The organism is Paenibacillus sp. JJ-100, from assembly GCF_948329825.1.
GTDB lineage: Bacteria > Bacillota > Bacilli > Paenibacillales > Paenibacillaceae > Paenibacillus.
In genome coordinates, this window is the sequence record NZ_CAOJCM010000003.1 from 89,888 (window position 1) to 106,558 (window position 16,671).

Genomic DNA, 16,671 nt, shown 5'->3' on the forward strand with positions numbered 1-16,671 from the left:
TTTTCCTGTTTCCTCGATGTATCCAGTGTTGCTATTTGAGAAAGTCGTGCTATTCTGATGTATCCAAGTTAAGTAAACGTTAGGCCAGATTGCCTTGAGCTTTGTTCGATACAGCCTCCCATGCCTCCCAAGTGGCTAATCGATCGGCATAGGCTCCACGGGCTAAAGGCAAGACCCCAGCGCCGACGGCAAACCGCAGAGGCGGGTCTTGGGCGTCTACAATTTGAAGAATGGCTTCGGCTGTTGCCTGCGGATCACCGCGGTGTTCAGTTGATAAGCGTCCGAACACCGTCTTTCGAAGCTCATCATAAACCTCCAATTGCTGAGATGCCTTCATGGACAAGGGACTTCCAAAATCAGTTGCAAAGGCGCCTGGCTCAAGCAACGTGACCTTAATGCCGAACTCATTAACCTCTTGCGCGAGGCTGTCATGCAGTGCTTCGACTGCCCATTTGGAAGCGCAATAGAAGCCGATGAGCGGTGCTGCAATAATCCCCATAGCGCTTGAGACTCCGAGAATATGCCCACTGCCCTGTTGTCGAAGTAGAGGCAGAGCAGCTTGGATGACCCGAAGAGTGCCAAAGTAATTGGCGTCAAATAGTTCACGAACGTCGGATTCGTTAGCCTCCTCCGTCGTTCCAACCAACGTATATCCGGCATTGTTTAAGATAACATCCAGCCTGCCGAAATGTTCATGTGCCTGCTGAACGGCATACTTAGCCTGACCGGCATCCGTCACATCGAGTGCAAGAGGAAGAACGGCGTCTCCAAAACGATCCTTAAACTCAGAGATATTTTCCAGTGTGCGGGCAGTCGCTGCAACCTTATCCCCACGAGAGAGAGCGGCCTCGGCCCAAATGCGCCCTAACCCGCGAGAGGCTCCTGTAATGAACCAGACTTTGTTTGTCATCGTATTTCCCTCCAATATATTTCTGTATGTTAGTTTTTTTGTCCTCTGTCTTTCTCGTCTTATGTTAAGGCTTAATAGCTTGATACGGAATTTCAAATAAATTAGCATGGTATTAACTATTGGTTTATACAAAAGGTGGAGGTTTCGGAATGAATGAGCAACTGAAGACGTTTGTTCAAGTGGCAAGGTCAGGAAGCTTCTCTAAGGCTGCCGAACAGCTATTTATTTCTCCCACCGCGGTGATGAAGCAGATGAATTTGTTGGAAAGGCAAACCGGAGCCCCTCTTTTTAACCGTACTAACCACGGTGTCATGCTCACGGAGGCAGGTGCAGCCTTTATCAAGGATGCAGAATTTATTCTGCAATATTATCAAGAAGCTGTAACCCGTATGCGTCAGGCATCTCAAGCAAATCGGCATATTGTTCGGATCGGGACTTCAATGCTTAACTCATGTAAGGTTTTAATTGATCTGTGGAATGAAATTAGTGACGTATCCCCGGAATTCGGCATAAGCATCGTTCATTTTGAAGATGACGCACATACACTCCCAACAACCTACCGTACGATCGGCCAATCGTTTGATATTATGGTAGGACCTTTTCTTGCGGACAGCTGGAAGGATTACTACCGTGTGCTTGAATTGGGGAGTTACCGTTTTTGCTTTGCCGTATCTCGTCATCATAGGCTGGCTTCGAATAAAACACTCTCTGTGACAGATTTATATGGGGAAAAACTGGCTATAGTGAACGGTGGGAACTGCTCCGTTATTCATGATATACGTGATTTTCTGATAAAGAATCATCCTCAAATTCGAATTAAAGACATTCCGCGGCTCTACGACCTGGATGGGTTCAATCGTTGCGAGGAAAGTAATATAGTTATGCTGACATTAGAGGCATGGTCAGATATTCATCCATCCTTGGTGACGATTCCGAGTGATTTGGATTATGTAGTTCCACATGGACTGCTATACTCATTACATCCATCGGAGGGAGTCAATCAATTCATCGAAATCATAAAAGAAATGAAATGAATAGTAGCAAATAGAGCAAAATCGAAGAAAAGGCCATCCGCAAAGGATGGCCTTAAAACTTGCCGTTACAGAAAGAGATATCAACTTTCTCATAAATGACGAAAGAATTTTTATGTAGAAGGTGATGAAAAATAGAAAAGCTAAGTCTTACATGATCTGACATGAAGAGAGGGCTGTGACAGGTGGGGAGCAAGTTGCCTGTCACAGCCTTTCTTAGGATTGAAGCGCAGCGCAAGCAAGAATGTCCTCGGTCGAGCGGATTCTACCAATCCGGGGGAAGATGAACTTAATAACATGTTCATGTTCCTCCTCGCTGAAGCCAGTCATGGCATCTGTCGCAAAAATGACTTGATACCCATGGGCGAAGGCTTCGCGCGCAGTCGTATCTACACCGATACCAGAAGCAATGCCGCAAAGTACAATCGTTGTGATGCCGCGCCGGCGCAACTGCAGATCCAGGTCCGTTCCGTGAAATGCTCCCCATTGGCGCTTGGTAATGACATGATCGTTGTCAGCTACTCCGATCTCGGGTACAATTTCATCCCATCCAGGCACCAGATTTAAGGTTGGAGGGTTCTGATCTAGCAACGGACGAGGCATATCTTTGAAGTCTTTCGTAGATACACGAACAAGTCCAACGAATGCGTCTGCCTCACGGAATGCTTGAACCATAGTGGTAGCTCGAGTGACCACTTGCTCTGCCGTGTGAGGGGCATACTGAGTTCCAAGCCAATTTTGCAAGTCGATTACGATTATTGCCGTCTTAGGAAATTGAAACAAAAGTTCGTCCAAGATCAATCACACTCCAACTAAGAAATCGAGTTTGCTCCCCTTCGTGACTTGGAGTTCTATATTTTGAAATGGGGGTCAATTGACTCTATGTTCAATATTTTGTACTCTAAGTTTAAAGTTGTCAAGTAGGAGGTGCCTAAGGATGAGTGTAACCAAACAGGATATTATTCGTTCGGCTTCGAAGATGTTTAAAGAAAAAGGGTTTCTGGCGACCTCCATTCAGGAGATTGCCCAGGACTGTTCTATTGCAAAGGGCTCCGTGTACAAACATTTTCCGTCCAAAGAGGACTTGTTGTGCGCGGTTTTTGACGAGTGCCAGACGGTTTATTTTGATCGGGCTGAACACCTGAAACAAACCGAAACGGGCACTCCTAAGGAGCAACTCGTCAATCAAATTATATTTCGCTTTCAGTATTTTATTGAATACAGACACATTATGGTTGACTTCGTAGATCTTCCTATTACACAGTACGCAACGTTCCGTTCACTAAGGAACCATGTTCGCGCCCGTATGATGGAGTGGCACAGATCTTGGCTACTTGAAGTTTATGGTGAGAGAATCGAGCCATTTCTCTGGGATTTAATTTTTATATATCGTGCGATACTGAAGGATTATCTGCAGCGCATCATCTTCGAGGTGAAGTTGCTGTCGATCGAGGATACAGCTTGGTTCATCATCGATAAAATAGATGCGTTAGTCGAACATATGTCCAGATCAGGTTCAAAGGGGCTACTTGGACCAAGCGCCTTCACAAAATTTATCTATTCGGATTCAAAGGACTGGAATAACGAAAAAGAAAGAATTGTTGAAGAATTGTTCGGCAGAGTGACTGCGCTAGTTGAGACTTGGTCCGGTGGGGTTGCTCAGCGGCGGGAGCTGCAAGAGATTGTTCAATTACTGGGGATGGAGATCTCTCAGATTCAGCCCAAGAGATCACTCATTCAGGCGCTCTGCGCCTACTTGGAACAAGAACAGGAGCTGAGAAGTCCGGTCATTCAATTGAAGCAAATTGTCCTGGAAGAGTGAGAAAGCCTTATATTTACGTCGAACCGCGAAACTCTTGAATATCCCGCATTGGTGGCTGACCGTACATACGTGCATATTCACGACTGAATTGGGATGGGCTTTCGTAGCCGACACGGAACGCCGCATCAGAGGCATGAAGTGATTCCATCAGCATTAACCGCCGAGCTTCTTGTAGACGTATCGTTTTCTGGTATTGCAAGGGACTCATCGCAGTGACGTGCTTGAAATGCTTATGAAACGCGGATTCGCTCATATTTACGGATTTTGCAAGATGACTGATCGGGAGCTGGCGCTCATAATGCTGGTTAATGAATCGGATGGCTTGAGCAATGTTATAGGCATGGCTACTGCTTGTCGCAAACTGAGAGAGGAGCGCACCTTGTTCACTCTGAAGCATTCGATATAGGACTTCCTGGATGACAAGCGGCGCAAGCACAGGAATATCCTTAGGTGCGTCTAACAGCTGCATTAGCCGGATGATGACTTCGAGTAAGGCAGGAGACGTCTGGTTCACCGTTATGCCTCGGCCGGTTTCTGATCCTTCGGAAGCTGGCCAATTCATTTTTTCCACAATATTCAGGATCGAGGCTGTGTCAAAGCTCAGTTTTAAACTTAAGTAGGGAATCTGAGCTGATGCCTCAACTATTCTGCCTATGATCGGCAATTCGACGGAAGTGACTAAGTATGTCGAAGAATCATAACGATAGGTTTCCCCAGCCAGCATCGCCGTCTTAGCGCCCTGTGCCACAACGCAAATGGAAGGTTGGTAGACGGATTCCAGTGGTTCTGACAATTGGATGGCATGCATCACAGATAAATTAGAAATTGCCGTCGGATAGGTTCCCGTATTAGGTGCATGGCGACGTATTAAAGTAGCCAATTGCTGCAGGGCATGTTCCATGCTAAGCATTTTGTCCATATTCTATGTAGACCTTCCTTTCTAGAAAGGTTAAATTTCACTTTTATTATAAGGAGACAGAAGATAATTAGGCAAGCATTGAACAGAAATGGTATAACGGCATACTAAGGATAAATACTATAATGATATTGCAATACTTTACAAATAGTGGGTCTGATTAGAAGTTGATAAAGGAGATGAATGGAATGAATTTGAATGGAAAAGTCGCGATTGTCACCGGAGCGTCCCGGGGCATCGGTCGCCAAGTAGCCATCCAATTAGCACAATCTGGGGCCAAAGTGGCAGTCAATTATTCCGCTAGTCGAGGCAAAGCAGACGAGGTTGTCCATCAGATTGAACAATTTGGTGGACATGCGTTGGCCATTCAAGCTGACGCGAGCAAGGTGAATGAAATAGAAATGTTGTTTTCGGAAACGCTAGAACGCTTCGGGCGTGTGGACATATTGGTCAATAATGCTGGCATTATGGAAAACCATGCGCTTGCGGACATGACGGAGGAGATTTTTGATCGGCATTTCGCTCTCAATGTGAAAGGCACTTATTTTGCTTGCCAACAAGCGATGAAGCATATGACGCAAGGCGGAACCATCATTAACTTTTCAACATCCGTCTCGGGTGCTATGCTCCCGACATATAGCGTATATGCTGCAACGAAAGGAGCGATCGAGCAGTTAACACGTCAATTGGCTAAGGAATTCGGTCCTAAGGACATTGTCATCAATTGCATCGCGCCCGGGCAAGTAGCGACCGACATGTTCCTGGAAGGGAAATCACCGGAGCTGGTCGATTCGTTCCGCCAGATGAACGCATTCGGACGGCTCGGCGAACCAGAGGATATTGCGAATGTTCTTGAGCTGCTTGTCAGCGACAAAGCCCGCTGGATCACAGGACAAACGATTCGCGTAAACGGCGGATTTAATTAAATAGCATATGATCTGAAAAGCTAAAGAAGGAGCGAGAGGAGATATGCGCTCCTTCTTTACAATTCATCGAATTCAGTTTAGTTTCGTGAGTTATTCTTTGTTTGTGGAGGTTTCCGTGCAGCAAGGATCAGCATTGGAATGGCAATCACAATGCCTAAGATCACCGTAACAATAGATCCCTCCAGGCCAAAGTCTCCACCCGTGAGCCATGCTGAGCCGTTTGCCTTTACAGTAAACAATCCGGCCGAAGGGAGCCCCGACACAGGAATGCCAAGCGCAGCTTCGAGTGCATTCCAAGCAAAATGCAGCCCCATGGCGAACCATAAATTACGCCGCCACAAGAATGCAGCTCCGAGTAGGACCCCTGCTTCTAGGGTAATAGCAAGTGCGCTCCATAGTGTGGCCCCTGGATTACCAAGATGGAATGCTCCGAACGTAAGCGAGGTTATCGCGAGTGCAATCCAGCGTCCTCCTAATGTCTGTATAGCTTGAAGCATCAATCCACGAAACAATAGTTCCTCGAAGATAGCTGCGATCAGCGCTGTTTCCATGGATCTCATGAGAATTAAACCTGGGTCTGCAGCAGCTGCCCATTGAAAAGAGTATCCACCGAGCAAAACAATAATAAGTGTGGACACCGCGATAAAAAATGCTCCCGTGATTACACCCCTGACAGCTTCAATCCATGCGTGCTGGCGAGATAACTCAGGAATGGGCTTTTGAGCCACATATTTCATAATAAGTTTATATACCAGGATGGCTGCTAAGCTGAACAGGATTGATAAGAATAGGGATAAGGCTCCTTCCACGCGCTCGGTCAGCACAAGCAATAACCCCTGTACTAGAGTAAGAACGATCCCGCCTATAAGCATCCAGGTTATTGGAAAACGAAGTAGCTTCTCTATGTTGTTGGACCTTGTCTTCTTCATGTCTTTCATCAGCTCCTATACCGTTTGGTAGTTATGAGTGTATGCTGAAAAAGTCATAAAGGCACAGTGCGCTTTGGTCATAACATGCTTACATAGTTAATTGTGATCCAATAGTCCAGAATCTCGAGCTATGCGGGCAGCTTCTCGCCTTCCCTTAACATGAAGCTTCGAATAGATCGTTGAGATATAATTTTTAACCGTCCCTTCACTAAGAAAAAGTGCTTCAGCAATATCTTGATTACGCAGGCCGGAAGCCAGCTTATGCAGCACTTCCAGCTCACGAGCACTTAGCCCGTATTCATTACTTTTTACCGTGGAGGTATGGTTCATGTTCATGCTTTTGATCATTTTGCCCGCCATCTCTTGTGTGATCAAGGTGCCTCCCGCATGAACTACGCGTATACCTGCAGCCAGGTCTTTGGGATGGATGGCCTTGAGCAGATAACCTTCTGCACCATGGCTTAACGCTGCAAGCACATACTCCACCTCCTTATAAGAGGTCAGCATAATAATCTTAGTGTCAGGTAATCGCTTCTTAATCAGGGCGGTTGCAGCCACACCATCCATGACAGGCATGTTGATATCCATCAGTACTATGTCGGGTTGAAACTCCTCGCAGCCATGGAGGGCCTCCTCCCCGTTTCTCGCCAACGTAACGACTTCGATATCTTCCTCCAGGGACAGCACGATATGTAAGCTCTCCAAGATTAACTCTTGGTCATCAGCAATTAGTACCTTAATGTTCGGCATGTAGCAGCACTCCTTTCAGCGGGATTTCACATCTGACTTCGGTCATTGCCTCAGCTTCCTCCTTAGAATCCACGGACAAGTTTCCTCCCAATCGCTCAATTCGATGTTTCATCGTGGTCAAGCCGAAGCCATAATCCATTCTTTGAATCGGTATGCCGTTATTTCGGACAATTAATTTCAGCGTGTTCACGGCAAACTCCAGCTCCAAGTACAATCGAGATGCTTTTCCATGCTTTAGCGCATTCGTAAAAGCTTCCTGAATGACACGGATGACCGCTTGTCGCACTTCAAAATGCACTCTAGGCTCTGTGCCCAGCAGATTGACAGTTAGTACAGTTCCCGTGTGCTCCTGGAAACGGAGAACAAGGTTCTCCACCTGCTGTGTAAGACTTGCTCCTTCTTCTTCTGACATCTCATGAACAATGTTTCGCATGTCATCCAAATTCTGTTCAGCAAGTGCCCTTATGCGGATTAAACGGTCTTTGACCTCTTCTGGCTTCCGGTCCAGAAGGGCAATTGAAGCATCAAGACTCATAATAAGTGCGATAAAAGAGTGCCCCAATGTATCATGAAGTTCCTTCGACATACGGTTACGCTCTTCTTGAAGCGTCATGGTTTCGATTTCTGCAGTGTAGAGGGTTAGTAGCTTATTTTGTCGCTCCACTTCTAGTGCTAGTGCAGTCTTCTCTTCATATGCTTTGGCTACGGAGCTCGCCCATATGCCGATGAAGCAGAACAGCAGATTGTCTGATGCGAAGATAAACGCCTGTTCCCAAGGCAAATGTAAGTAAGTCTGCGATAAAAAAGGAATGAACGCCACCACAGGAATAACCCAGATGGTCTTCCTCGTCATTAAGTATCCCATGATAAGACTGAGTAGCAGATAGTCCGCCCTTGAAGTGAGATCTGGGTGGATCGCAGAATTTACATAATAAGAACCGCCGAGGAGCAGCTCTAGTATGCAGAACCAAGTCTTGTTATTTCTACGCCCGGGGAACCAGAACAGCATGGGGACGACAGACGCCAGAATCAGCCAAATGATATTCACTACCGTTAGGATCGAAAATTCACTTTCTTCCACTAGACGGGACGCTAGCAAAATATAATGATAAAAACGAAGAGCAAGCAGGCCCCAATCCATGAAAGATAATATTCTTTTCATATCGTTTTCCCACTTTTCCTATAAAAATAATTCAGCACTAGCACACCAATGTATCAATTATAGAGGAAATATATGCTAATTGGCACTTTGTTTCCTGCTGATGAATGAGTAGTTGACCCTGGAGTTTACTCCAATGTTATGATTTATATAGGAAAGGGGGCAGACATGAGGATCAAGGATTTTGCGATCAAATATCAAATTCAACCGGATACTCTTCGTTATTATGAGAAAGAGGGATTGTTGAATCCAATTAGACGAGAAAATGGTTATCGGGATTTTGATGAGGAATGTGAAAAACAAATACAACTTATCACTGTATTAAAGCAATTAGGTTTTACAATAAAGGAAATCCAACAACTGTGTCTAATACGAGACAACCAAACGATCTCAACAGAATGCAAGGATACAACAGTTCTGTTATTGGATCAAAAAATCATGAAAATTGAAGAAAAAATTCAGTTTTATCAACGGGCATTGAAAGTCGTGCAGACCATTAAAGAACTTGCAAGCGAAGTGAAGTATATAGAGAATATAGACGATATTGAAAAACTAGTGCTTGGGTTATTTCAAAATGATGTATAAGGAGAGATATGATGACGAATAAACAAATCGTTCATGTTGAATATGCCTTTGCCTTTGCACTTTCCCTCTTTATTTACATGCAACTACACTTTCCCCTTTGGTTGTTTGCCGCTCTTTTATTCGTTCCTGATCTTACCATGCTCGGGTACACCATGAATAAAAAAATAGGTGCGATCATTTACAACTTGGGACACACGTTTATTTTCCCCTTACTGTTTTTGTTAGGCTATTTATATTTTTCAAACAATTATCTATTATTAGGATCGATCATCTGGATCGCTCATATCTGTATGGATAGAGCCATAGGTGCTGGGCTGAAATATCAAGACTCTTCATTTACGAATACACATATACAACGGCTTTAACTTTCAAATGAGATAGAAGGTTCGTTGAGCTGACCTTCTGCATAGTTTTCAAACGTAAACGACACTTTTACGCAGTATGTATAAAGGACGTCCAATGAGGACGTCCTTCGGTTCGTTCTATAGAGGTTACGGTGAACGGTGCCTTTCCTTGATCGAGTCCATCATGTACACCCAACCAATCAGTCCACATAAGACAAAGCCAAACGCATGCAGAGATCCGTAGATGGGAATGAAATCGAGTATGGTTAAGGAAAAAATATTTTTCAGTAATGGATAGAAGATGGAGAGGACGATAACCGTGTAAAAGGCTATACAAGAAAGGCCTAGGAAAAAGGTTGCCTTCTTCTGTAAAGAGTTTTTCCTCCTTAAGTAAGCAAAGAGATAGGTGGTATACACGAAAATATTACAGGCAAACAAAGTAACTCCTATGTACTCTACAGGCTTGGAGAAAATCATACCAAAAGCAATCAATATGGGCCCGATGATATCGATGGCAACGACCCAAGGATACCAGCTTTTTTTCGTCATGATCCGTCCTAGTGCACCAATAAAGATCGGAACGATCGCAGAGGAGAAATGAAAGTGGACCGAGCTTAATGCATGTGTTGCAGGATTAGCTTGGAACAGGTTCAGTTGATATTGATATAAGGTAAACCATATGCCCCCGATAAAAAAATAAATGAGCCCTGCGCCAATGGCCACTTCCGCTGCTTTCCCTTTAGAAATCACAATAATAGTTAAGCCATAGATACCAAGTAAAAGTGTAAACAATAGCCACCCAAGGGAAAGCCCCCCTGGTATCTCGGTGCTGCCGAATCCCCACATCGTACTACTCATTACGGAAGTTAAGGTAAGAAGCGCTGCGGGGAACTGAAGCCACTTCATTGCGGCATAAATTAATTGTTGATGTTTATTCTTGTCGTCATAGTTCAAAAGTAAGATTACAAGAGGAACAATGACGAAAGCGGCAAACAGTATAAATTTTTCAACAAGTTCGAATTGGAAGTAATCAAAATAAAAGATAAGAATAGTAATGATTCCACCGGGAATCGCTGGTGACTTCATCAGTTGCTTCAGAGAACTATTCATGGCGGTCCTTTCTAAGTATGTTTGGCGTATAACATGCCTACATCCGGTTGTGTAGTATACTTTAGTATAGCTAGGTAATTATCTTTTTAGTTTAACACATTTATTTGCCAATATATTGTCTAGGTGATTTATTCAGGTGGTACATTTGTATGTAATAGGACTTATAACGAAATTAAGTTATTGATATGGGAAGCTCTACAAAAAAATAAGGAAAGTATTCTGTCTAACACAGAGCACTTTCCTATACGAGATATTTGCATAATCAACCAAATGAAGTGTAGCATCTTCATACTCAATATTTATAAAGATAAAACAACATGTACGTAAACACACATTGTTTTACTTTACTCTTTATTAGCGAATTGTAAATAATGCTTTTGACCAAGGAATTACTTGATCTAACATTTGATTTACGGAATCCGCTTGAACAGCTGCTGGCTTAAAGACAGAACCGTTTTCAAAATCTGTGAACAATGATAATGCGGGGTGAACACGAACATCCGCAATTAACAATTCACCCATAATGCCACGTAGATGTTCTGCTGCACGAGCTCCGCCTACTGAACCGTAAGATACGATCCCAGCTGCTTTGTTGTTCCACTCTACACGTAGATAATCTAATGCGTTTTTCAATGCACCTGTAATAGAATGATTATATTCTTGAACGATGAATACAAATCCATCGCAGCTAGCAATTTTTTCTGACCATGCTGCTACATTTGATGTATCTCCGCCTGCTTCACCTAACATTGGTAGTTTGTAGTCTGCTATATCGATGATTTCGTATTCTGCATCACCACGCTTGTCTGCTAATTCTTTTACCCACGCCCCTACTTGTGGACTTACTCTTCCTTCACGTGTTGATCCTAAAATAATTCCAATTTTTAATTTCGCCATGGTTTGTTCCTCCTGTTTTTCTGTCCCAAATAATTTACTTAAAAAACCCATAATGTTATTTCACCTCTTTAAAAGTACTCCATTTCAAATTCAAGGCCTTGAAACTAAAGAAAAACTGTAATAAAAATTAAATGAACAAATGTTTTTAACTATATTTTTTATAGTTGAATTATATTATTAAGTGGAGTTGAAGTCAACCACCAGGATTTACCATGTAATAAGATCGAGCCTAATTATGATCCATCCCACTGCGAGTCGCTACTTCCGTTGGTTGGACGAAGAAGGTAAACCCAAAGAACAGATCATTCTCTTGTGAAGAGAGGGTCTGTTTTTTAATTTGCTTTTTTATTTGTTTTGCACATGTATTGCTATTTCATGTTTACTTGCATTAAAAAATGCCAGATCGCAAATAATGAAATGACCATCCCCACTTTTTGCAACGGATTGGCTGGCCTACATATTAAAGAAACATTGACCACCTCATCTCTCTCAACAAGAAATGAGTGATACAAAATAATAAAAAATAAATGGAGGTATCCCCATGGAAGCGACTTATAGAGGTACCAATAAGATGATTATTGGTATTGTATTCGGTGTAATTACGTTCTGGTTATTTGCTCAAGCCATTGTGAACGTTGTTCCAACGGTTCAGGCTGATTTAGGTGTATCGACTGGAACGTTAAACATTGCGATCAGTTTATCTGCTCTATTCTCTGGCATGTTCATTGTCGCAGCAGGCGGTTTAGCAGACAAAATTGGCCGCAAAAAGATCGCATTGATTGGTTTTCTATTAAGCATTATCGGTTCTCTTTGCTTAGTGTTTGCTCAAGGATCGGTTTTACTTATAGCCGGACGTATAATTCAAGGTTTATCTGCAGCGTTCATTATGCCTTCAACCATTGCATTAATGAAAGCTTATTTTGAAGGTGCAGAACGTCAACGTGCTCTAAGTTACTGGTCTATTGGGTCTTGGGGAGGATCAGGGGTAGCTTCCTTTGCAGGCGGGGCCATTGCCTCTTCATTAGGTTGGAGATGGATCTTTATCATATCCATTATTTTCGCAGTTGTTGGTATGTATTTACTCAAAGACACGCCGGAAAGCAAGCAGGAATCGACAGGTAAATTCACCTTTGACTATTTGGGTTTGGCTATTTTTGCAGTAACCATGGTTGCGTTAAACGTCGTCATTAACTTCGGATCTGATCTAGGCTGGACAAGCCCCATAATTTTGGGTCTGTCCGTATTGACGATTGTTGGGTTAATCGTATTTATCAAGGTGGAGAAGAGCAAAAAGGTCGTATTAATTGATTTTGCCGTATTCAAAAACAAACCTTATACAGGTGCCACCATCTCTAACTTCTTGCTAAATGCCATTGCAGGAACTTTAGTCGTTGCTAATACCTATGTTCAGGTAGGGCGCGGATTTACCTCACTCCAATCAGGAATGTTATCATTAGGTTATTTAGTTGCAGTACTTGCGATGATCCGTGTCGGGGAGAAGATTCTGCAACGAATTGGAGCGAAGAAACCTATGATATGGGGCGGTCTAATTACAACGATTGGCGTTGCGATTATGGGGCTAACATTCTTAGGGGATGTCGCTTATACCATCGTTGTATTCGTAGGATATGCGTTATTCGGTCTGGGGTTGGGAATTTATGCAACACCTTCAACGGATACATCTGTATCTAATGCCCCTGCTGATAAAGTAGGTGAAGCAGCAGGTGTATACAAAATGGCTTCTTCCTTAGGAAGTGCTTTTGGGGTCGCGATTTCAGCAACAGCATACGGTTCGGTAGCTGATAATGGAAACGTTGAGATGGCCGCAACGATTGGTATTATCGTGAATGTAATTTTTGGCGTATTATCCATATTGTCAGTAATGTACCTGGTGCCGAAAGATGCGGGAAAAACGTCAAAATAATGACTCTGCTTAAAGTGATAATAAGATCAAATATGGAGGACATTCAATATGAAGATGAAATTAATGCAAATGTTAGAAGGTCGCAAAGATGAGATCATTGCCATACGAAGACATTTACACGAGAACCCGGAAATATCATTCAAGGAAGAAAAAACAGCCCAGTACATTCTTGATTTTTATAAAGGCAAAGACGTTGAAGTCCAATCGAATGTAGGAAACGGCTACGGAATTGTTGTAACAATCCAAGGTGGACAACCGGGTAAGAAAATCGGTTTACGTGCCGACTTTGATGCGCTTCCTATTCGGGAAGAGGCAGACGTTCCTTTTAAATCGAAAAATGAAGGGGTGATGCATGCTTGTGGTCATGACGGTCATACAGCTTATTTGTTAGTATTGGCAGATTGTTTAATCCAGTTGAAGGATCAGATTCCAGGTACAATTAAAATTGTTCACCAACATGCAGAAGAAGTACCGCCAGGAGGAGCAAAAAGCATAGTCGAATCAGGAATTTTAGACGATCTAGACAATATGTTCGGTATTCATCTATTGCCTATGGGGCCAGCTGGATTGGTGGGGTATCATGCAGGGTATTCCTTTAACGGACGCGCGTATATGAAGTTGAAAATCCAAGGACGGGGTGGGCACGGCTCATCACCTCATTTAGCGAATGATGCCATTGTTGCAGGTGCGCATTTTGTAACGGGTGCCCAATCTATTATAAGTCGACGACTCAATCCATTTGATGTTGGAGTGATAACGATTGGCTCATTTGACGGGAAAGGTACGTTCAATGTAATTAAAGACAGTGTTGAACTTGAAGGTGACATCCGTTACATGACCAATGAGACTAAGGCGATCATTGAACGTGAGGTGCGTAACTTGTGCAGAGGGATCGAGGAGCAGTTCGGTGTAACCTGTGAATTGAACTATGAGAATGACTATCCGCCCGTGTATAACGATCCTGAATTGACAGCGCAAGTTGTGAATTTCTTAAAGGCTGCGGATGATAAGGATATTACAGAAGTGAAGGAATTTCCTGCGTTGCCACCATCTGAAGATTTTGCTTACTATGCAGAGAAGTTCCCATCATGTTTCTTCTATATCGCGTGCACGCCAAAAGGTGTAGACAAACCATTCTTCAATCATCACCCGAAATTTGATATCGATGAGGATGCACTGCTTGTAGCTGCCAAGGCCGTTGGACATGTCGTATGTGGTTATTATTCTCTGGACTGATAAGAAAGTCAAAAGAGCGTTACCGAATCCGGTAGCGCTCTTGTTTAATTGAGTTAAATGCTATTAAGTTGAAGGCTATAAAGGCTCACTTTGTCCGTTACTTTTACGTTTTTTAATTTCTCTGAACCACAAATTGAAACCCCCAGTCTCCGGTAGTAGTTCTCGCTGAACAGAGTCATTGGACAGGATTAACGGGTTAACGTTGATTTTCAACAGAAACGGGTGTCACTAATGTATTACCTTTGATGGGTTTGAAAATGGAAAGAACGAGAATAATCAAACCTGCTATACCTATACCTAATATCGTGTTAAATGAAGCGCCTGTATAGAAGCCGCTGCCGAAGTAGAAAATCTCACGTAAACCTTCTGAAGCGAACCGAATAGGTACCCAAGGGCGAATGAAGTTTACGAAGAAACTTGGGAGCATTTCTGGCGGCGTCATTAGAACACCCATACCAAGCAGCATCACAACCATGAATAAAGTAATAGCTGGTTTGCCTATCCATGCTGTAATGGCTGATACTAATAAGTAGAAGCAGAAAGCGGCAAAAGATACAAAGAAAGCAACTAGGAAATAACTTGGCATGTTAATGCCTGCAATCTGAGCGAGCGTTGCAACAGTGAAACCTGAAAAGAGAGCAATAATTATACCGAATACGAACTGGCTGCTAATGAGGGTGAATGTTTGTTTACGTGTTAACGTTGCTCTTTCGAATCGTTTTGAAGCTGCTAAAAATAAGATGAAACCACCAATTAATGCACCCACCCATGCAGATACTGCTAATAAGGTTGGAGCGCTCCCGTTTGCTGTAGAAGCTGTTATCGGATTGAATACTCTTTCTTCAGGGACAATAGGGTTCACAATAATTGAAGCTTGCTGAGCACTAATGTTCTCATGATCAAGTTGTGCTATAAGTGTCTCGGAGTATTCCTCATTTAAGCTAGATATAAAGCCGTTCAAGGCTGTTTTTGCAAAGTTCGAACCCGTTACATTTAATCCTTGATTAATATAAATTTGCAGTTTGGCGGGTTGATGGGTGGCTAATACATTTTGTAATGTAGCATTGTAATCTGCGGGAATGACAAGTGCTGCATAATATTCTTTGTCCGCAAATAGTGCCTCAATATTTTCTTCTTCCTCAGAGGTAAAAGCTAACATTGCTTCTGAACCTTGATCGCCTTTGCTCATTGCTTTAACTGCTTCAAGTACTCTGTCCACATGCTGTCCTTCATCGTTAACAATTAGTGCAATGGGAAGATTCTTGACTTGCGGATTTGCTTGCGCGAATAAGTTTACCGAAAATAGTGCAATAATTAATATAACAGCAATAGGAGCGGCCCATGCTAACTTCTCTTTAAATAATTTCATACAAATCTCATCCTCTCTCAAATTTCAACATGTTGTTCAATATTGCTTCTTTATTTTATAATCTAAGGACAAGTTGAAGCAATCAACAGAATAGACATATTGTTGAATTTTGAGAAGGGGGTGTTGTTTTGGGCGTATACACAGAAAAAAATAGAAAAACAAAAGAGTTAATTCAAGCATCATTTATGGAAATGTTGGAACAGAAGACCTTTGATTCTATTACGGTGGGGGATATTACGAAAACAGCCAAGATTAATCGGGGAACGTTTTATCTACACTTTGTAGACAAATTTGATTTGATAAATCAGATGGAGGGACAACTTTTTGAGCGTCTAGGCAGTCATATTGATGAATTGCAATCGAACTATTCGTCAGCACTTACATTTGAAAAAGGACAAGAGCAACTAGCCGCCACACTGTTCAGTTCGATTAAAAAGCATGTGCCAATTTTAAAAATCTTCTTAAGTGATCATGGCAGGGCAGGTTTTCACCTTCGATTTCGAGAAGCCTTCTCAGAGAAAGTGCGAGCGAACTTGGAGAAGCATGAAACCTTCAAAGCAAATTTAAATGTCTCAATGGAGTACTTCGTATCCTTTATCACATCTGCATTTTTAGGATTAATTGAACAATGGTTTCAAAATGATTTAGACAAAACACCTGAAGAAATGACCACATTATATATTGATATTATATCCTTTATTCGGAAGGGAAATCGTTAAACATCAGGATAAAAAATACAAGAGTCAGGCTGTGGCCGTTTCCC

General features: G+C 42.7%; 17 protein-coding genes. 8 read left to right on the forward strand and 9 right to left on the reverse strand.

What is annotated here, in order from left to right:
* Positions 1 to 79 precede the first annotated feature (79 nt).
* Positions 80 to 910 (reverse strand): SDR family NAD(P)-dependent oxidoreductase, encoded by an 831-nt coding sequence (locus PQG66_RS13510; RefSeq protein ID WP_272038242.1) that lies wholly within the window; start codon positions 908 to 910, stop codon positions 80 to 82.
* A gap of 149 nt (positions 911 to 1,059) precedes the next feature.
* Here PQG66_RS13510 and PQG66_RS13515 point away from each other — a divergent pair, with 149 nt between their 5' ends.
* Complete coding sequence (locus tag PQG66_RS13515; RefSeq protein WP_272038243.1) at positions 1,060 to 1,944, forward strand: LysR family transcriptional regulator; 885 nt, start codon at positions 1,060 to 1,062, stop codon at positions 1,942 to 1,944.
* Between the two features lie 213 nt (positions 1,945 to 2,157).
* Here the strand turns inward: PQG66_RS13515 and PQG66_RS13520 are convergent, their stop codons facing one another.
* Positions 2,158 to 2,736 carry an isochorismatase family protein gene (locus PQG66_RS13520; RefSeq protein WP_272038244.1) on the reverse strand — a complete coding sequence of 193 codons (579 nt, stop codon included), beginning with the start codon at positions 2,734 to 2,736 and terminating at the stop codon, positions 2,158 to 2,160.
* Positions 2,737 to 2,878: 142 nt separating this feature from the next.
* On the opposite strand from PQG66_RS13520, the gene PQG66_RS13525 reads away from it, so the two are divergent.
* Entirely contained in the window at positions 2,879 to 3,763 is an 885-nt protein-coding gene (locus PQG66_RS13525; RefSeq protein ID WP_272038245.1) for a TetR/AcrR family transcriptional regulator, read from the forward strand.
* Positions 3,764 to 3,776: 13 nt separating this feature from the next.
* Here the strand turns inward: PQG66_RS13525 and PQG66_RS13530 are convergent, their stop codons facing one another.
* Positions 3,777 to 4,664 carry an AraC family transcriptional regulator gene (locus PQG66_RS13530; protein ID WP_334220778.1) on the reverse strand — a complete coding sequence of 296 codons (888 nt, stop codon included), beginning with the start codon at positions 4,662 to 4,664 and terminating at the stop codon, positions 3,777 to 3,779.
* 203 nt (positions 4,665 to 4,867) lie between these two features.
* On the opposite strand from PQG66_RS13530, the gene PQG66_RS13535 reads away from it, so the two are divergent.
* Entirely contained in the window at positions 4,868 to 5,605 is a 738-nt protein-coding gene (locus tag PQG66_RS13535) for an SDR family oxidoreductase (protein ID WP_272038247.1), read from the forward strand.
* Positions 5,606 to 5,682: 77 nt separating this feature from the next.
* Here PQG66_RS13535 and PQG66_RS13540 read toward each other — a convergent pair whose 3' ends face one another.
* The 3 genes from PQG66_RS13540 to PQG66_RS13550 all read right to left on the reverse strand — a co-directional run bounded on the left by PQG66_RS13540 (position 5,683) and on the right by PQG66_RS13550 (position 8,446).
* Positions 5,683 to 6,534, reverse strand: coding sequence for a CPBP family intramembrane glutamic endopeptidase (locus tag PQG66_RS13540; RefSeq protein ID WP_272038248.1), 852 nt, complete (start codon positions 6,532 to 6,534; stop codon positions 5,683 to 5,685).
* Positions 6,535 to 6,630: 96 nt separating this feature from the next.
* Positions 6,631 to 7,284: a response regulator transcription factor gene (locus PQG66_RS13545; protein WP_272038249.1), complete on the reverse strand. Its 654-nt coding sequence runs from the start codon at positions 7,282 to 7,284 to the stop codon at positions 6,631 to 6,633.
* Complete coding sequence (locus PQG66_RS13550) at positions 7,271 to 8,446, reverse strand: sensor histidine kinase (protein ID WP_272038250.1); 1,176 nt, start codon at positions 8,444 to 8,446, stop codon at positions 7,271 to 7,273. The genes PQG66_RS13545 and PQG66_RS13550 overlap by 14 nt, the downstream gene beginning before the upstream one ends.
* 165 nt (positions 8,447 to 8,611) lie before the next feature.
* Here PQG66_RS13550 and PQG66_RS13555 point away from each other — a divergent pair, with 165 nt between their 5' ends.
* Both PQG66_RS13555 and PQG66_RS13560 read left to right on the forward strand, forming a co-directional pair.
* Entirely contained in the window at positions 8,612 to 9,028 is a 417-nt protein-coding gene (locus tag PQG66_RS13555) for a MerR family transcriptional regulator (RefSeq protein WP_272038251.1), read from the forward strand.
* Positions 9,029 to 9,036: 8 nt separating this feature from the next.
* On the forward strand, positions 9,037 to 9,393 hold the full coding sequence (locus tag PQG66_RS13560) for a DUF4260 domain-containing protein (RefSeq protein ID WP_334220779.1): 357 nt from the start codon (positions 9,037 to 9,039) through the stop codon (positions 9,391 to 9,393).
* 126 nt (positions 9,394 to 9,519) lie between these two features.
* Here the strand turns inward: PQG66_RS13560 and PQG66_RS13565 are convergent, their stop codons facing one another.
* Complete coding sequence (locus PQG66_RS13565) at positions 9,520 to 10,482, reverse strand: YndJ family transporter (RefSeq protein ID WP_272038252.1); 963 nt, start codon at positions 10,480 to 10,482, stop codon at positions 9,520 to 9,522.
* Positions 10,483 to 10,836: 354 nt separating this feature from the next.
* Positions 10,837 to 11,430 (reverse strand): NADPH-dependent FMN reductase, encoded by a 594-nt coding sequence (locus PQG66_RS13570; RefSeq protein ID WP_272038253.1) that lies wholly within the window; start codon positions 11,428 to 11,430, stop codon positions 10,837 to 10,839.
* A gap of 490 nt (positions 11,431 to 11,920) precedes the next feature.
* Here PQG66_RS13570 and PQG66_RS13575 point away from each other — a divergent pair, with 490 nt between their 5' ends.
* Together PQG66_RS13575 and PQG66_RS13580 are read left to right on the forward strand one after the other, a co-directional pair.
* A complete protein-coding gene (locus PQG66_RS13575; protein WP_272038254.1) occupies positions 11,921 to 13,303 on the forward strand; it encodes an MFS transporter in 1,383 nt (460 codons plus the stop codon).
* Between the two features lie 48 nt (positions 13,304 to 13,351).
* Positions 13,352 to 14,539, forward strand: coding sequence for an amidohydrolase (locus PQG66_RS13580; RefSeq protein WP_272038255.1), 1,188 nt, complete (start codon positions 13,352 to 13,354; stop codon positions 14,537 to 14,539).
* 196 nt (positions 14,540 to 14,735) lie between these two features.
* Here PQG66_RS13580 and PQG66_RS13585 read toward each other — a convergent pair whose 3' ends face one another.
* Positions 14,736 to 15,908, reverse strand: coding sequence for a YhgE/Pip domain-containing protein (locus tag PQG66_RS13585; RefSeq protein ID WP_272038256.1), 1,173 nt, complete (start codon positions 15,906 to 15,908; stop codon positions 14,736 to 14,738).
* Positions 15,909 to 16,036: 128 nt separating this feature from the next.
* Between PQG66_RS13585 and PQG66_RS13590 the strand changes: the two genes are divergently transcribed.
* Complete coding sequence (locus PQG66_RS13590; RefSeq protein WP_272038257.1) at positions 16,037 to 16,627, forward strand: TetR/AcrR family transcriptional regulator; 591 nt, start codon at positions 16,037 to 16,039, stop codon at positions 16,625 to 16,627.
* The last annotated feature ends 44 nt before the right edge of the window (positions 16,628 to 16,671 follow it).

Coding starts and splice junctions, on each gene's coding strand:
- PQG66_RS13510 (WP_272038242.1), bottom strand. CDS start 910: ATGACAAACAAAGTCTGGTTCATTACAGGAGCCTCTCGCGGGTTAGGG.
- PQG66_RS13515 (WP_272038243.1), top strand. CDS start 1,060: ATGAATGAGCAACTGAAGACGTTTGTTCAAGTGGCAAGGTCAGGAAGC.
- PQG66_RS13525 (WP_272038245.1), top strand. CDS start 2,879: ATGAGTGTAACCAAACAGGATATTATTCGTTCGGCTTCGAAGATGTTT.
- PQG66_RS13530 (WP_334220778.1), bottom strand. CDS start 4,664: ATGGAACATGCCCTGCAGCAATTGGCTACTTTAATACGTCGCCATGCA.
- PQG66_RS13535 (WP_272038247.1), top strand. CDS start 4,868: ATGAATTTGAATGGAAAAGTCGCGATTGTCACCGGAGCGTCCCGGGGC.
- PQG66_RS13540 (WP_272038248.1), bottom strand. CDS start 6,534: ATGAAGAAGACAAGGTCCAACAACATAGAGAAGCTACTTCGTTTTCCA.
- PQG66_RS13545 (WP_272038249.1), bottom strand. CDS start 7,284: ATGCCGAACATTAAGGTACTAATTGCTGATGACCAAGAGTTAATCTTG.
- PQG66_RS13550 (WP_272038250.1), bottom strand. CDS start 8,446: ATGAAAAGAATATTATCTTTCATGGATTGGGGCCTGCTTGCTCTTCGT.
- PQG66_RS13555 (WP_272038251.1), top strand. CDS start 8,612: ATGAGGATCAAGGATTTTGCGATCAAATATCAAATTCAACCGGATACT.
- PQG66_RS13560 (WP_334220779.1), top strand. CDS start 9,037: ATGATGACGAATAAACAAATCGTTCATGTTGAATATGCCTTTGCCTTT.
- PQG66_RS13565 (WP_272038252.1), bottom strand. CDS start 10,482: ATGAATAGTTCTCTGAAGCAACTGATGAAGTCACCAGCGATTCCCGGT.
- PQG66_RS13570 (WP_272038253.1), bottom strand. CDS start 11,430: ATGGGTTTTTTAAGTAAATTATTTGGGACAGAAAAACAGGAGGAACAA.
- PQG66_RS13575 (WP_272038254.1), top strand. CDS start 11,921: ATGGAAGCGACTTATAGAGGTACCAATAAGATGATTATTGGTATTGTA.
- PQG66_RS13580 (WP_272038255.1), top strand. CDS start 13,352: ATGAAGATGAAATTAATGCAAATGTTAGAAGGTCGCAAAGATGAGATC.
- PQG66_RS13585 (WP_272038256.1), bottom strand. CDS start 15,908: ATGAAATTATTTAAAGAGAAGTTAGCATGGGCCGCTCCTATTGCTGTT.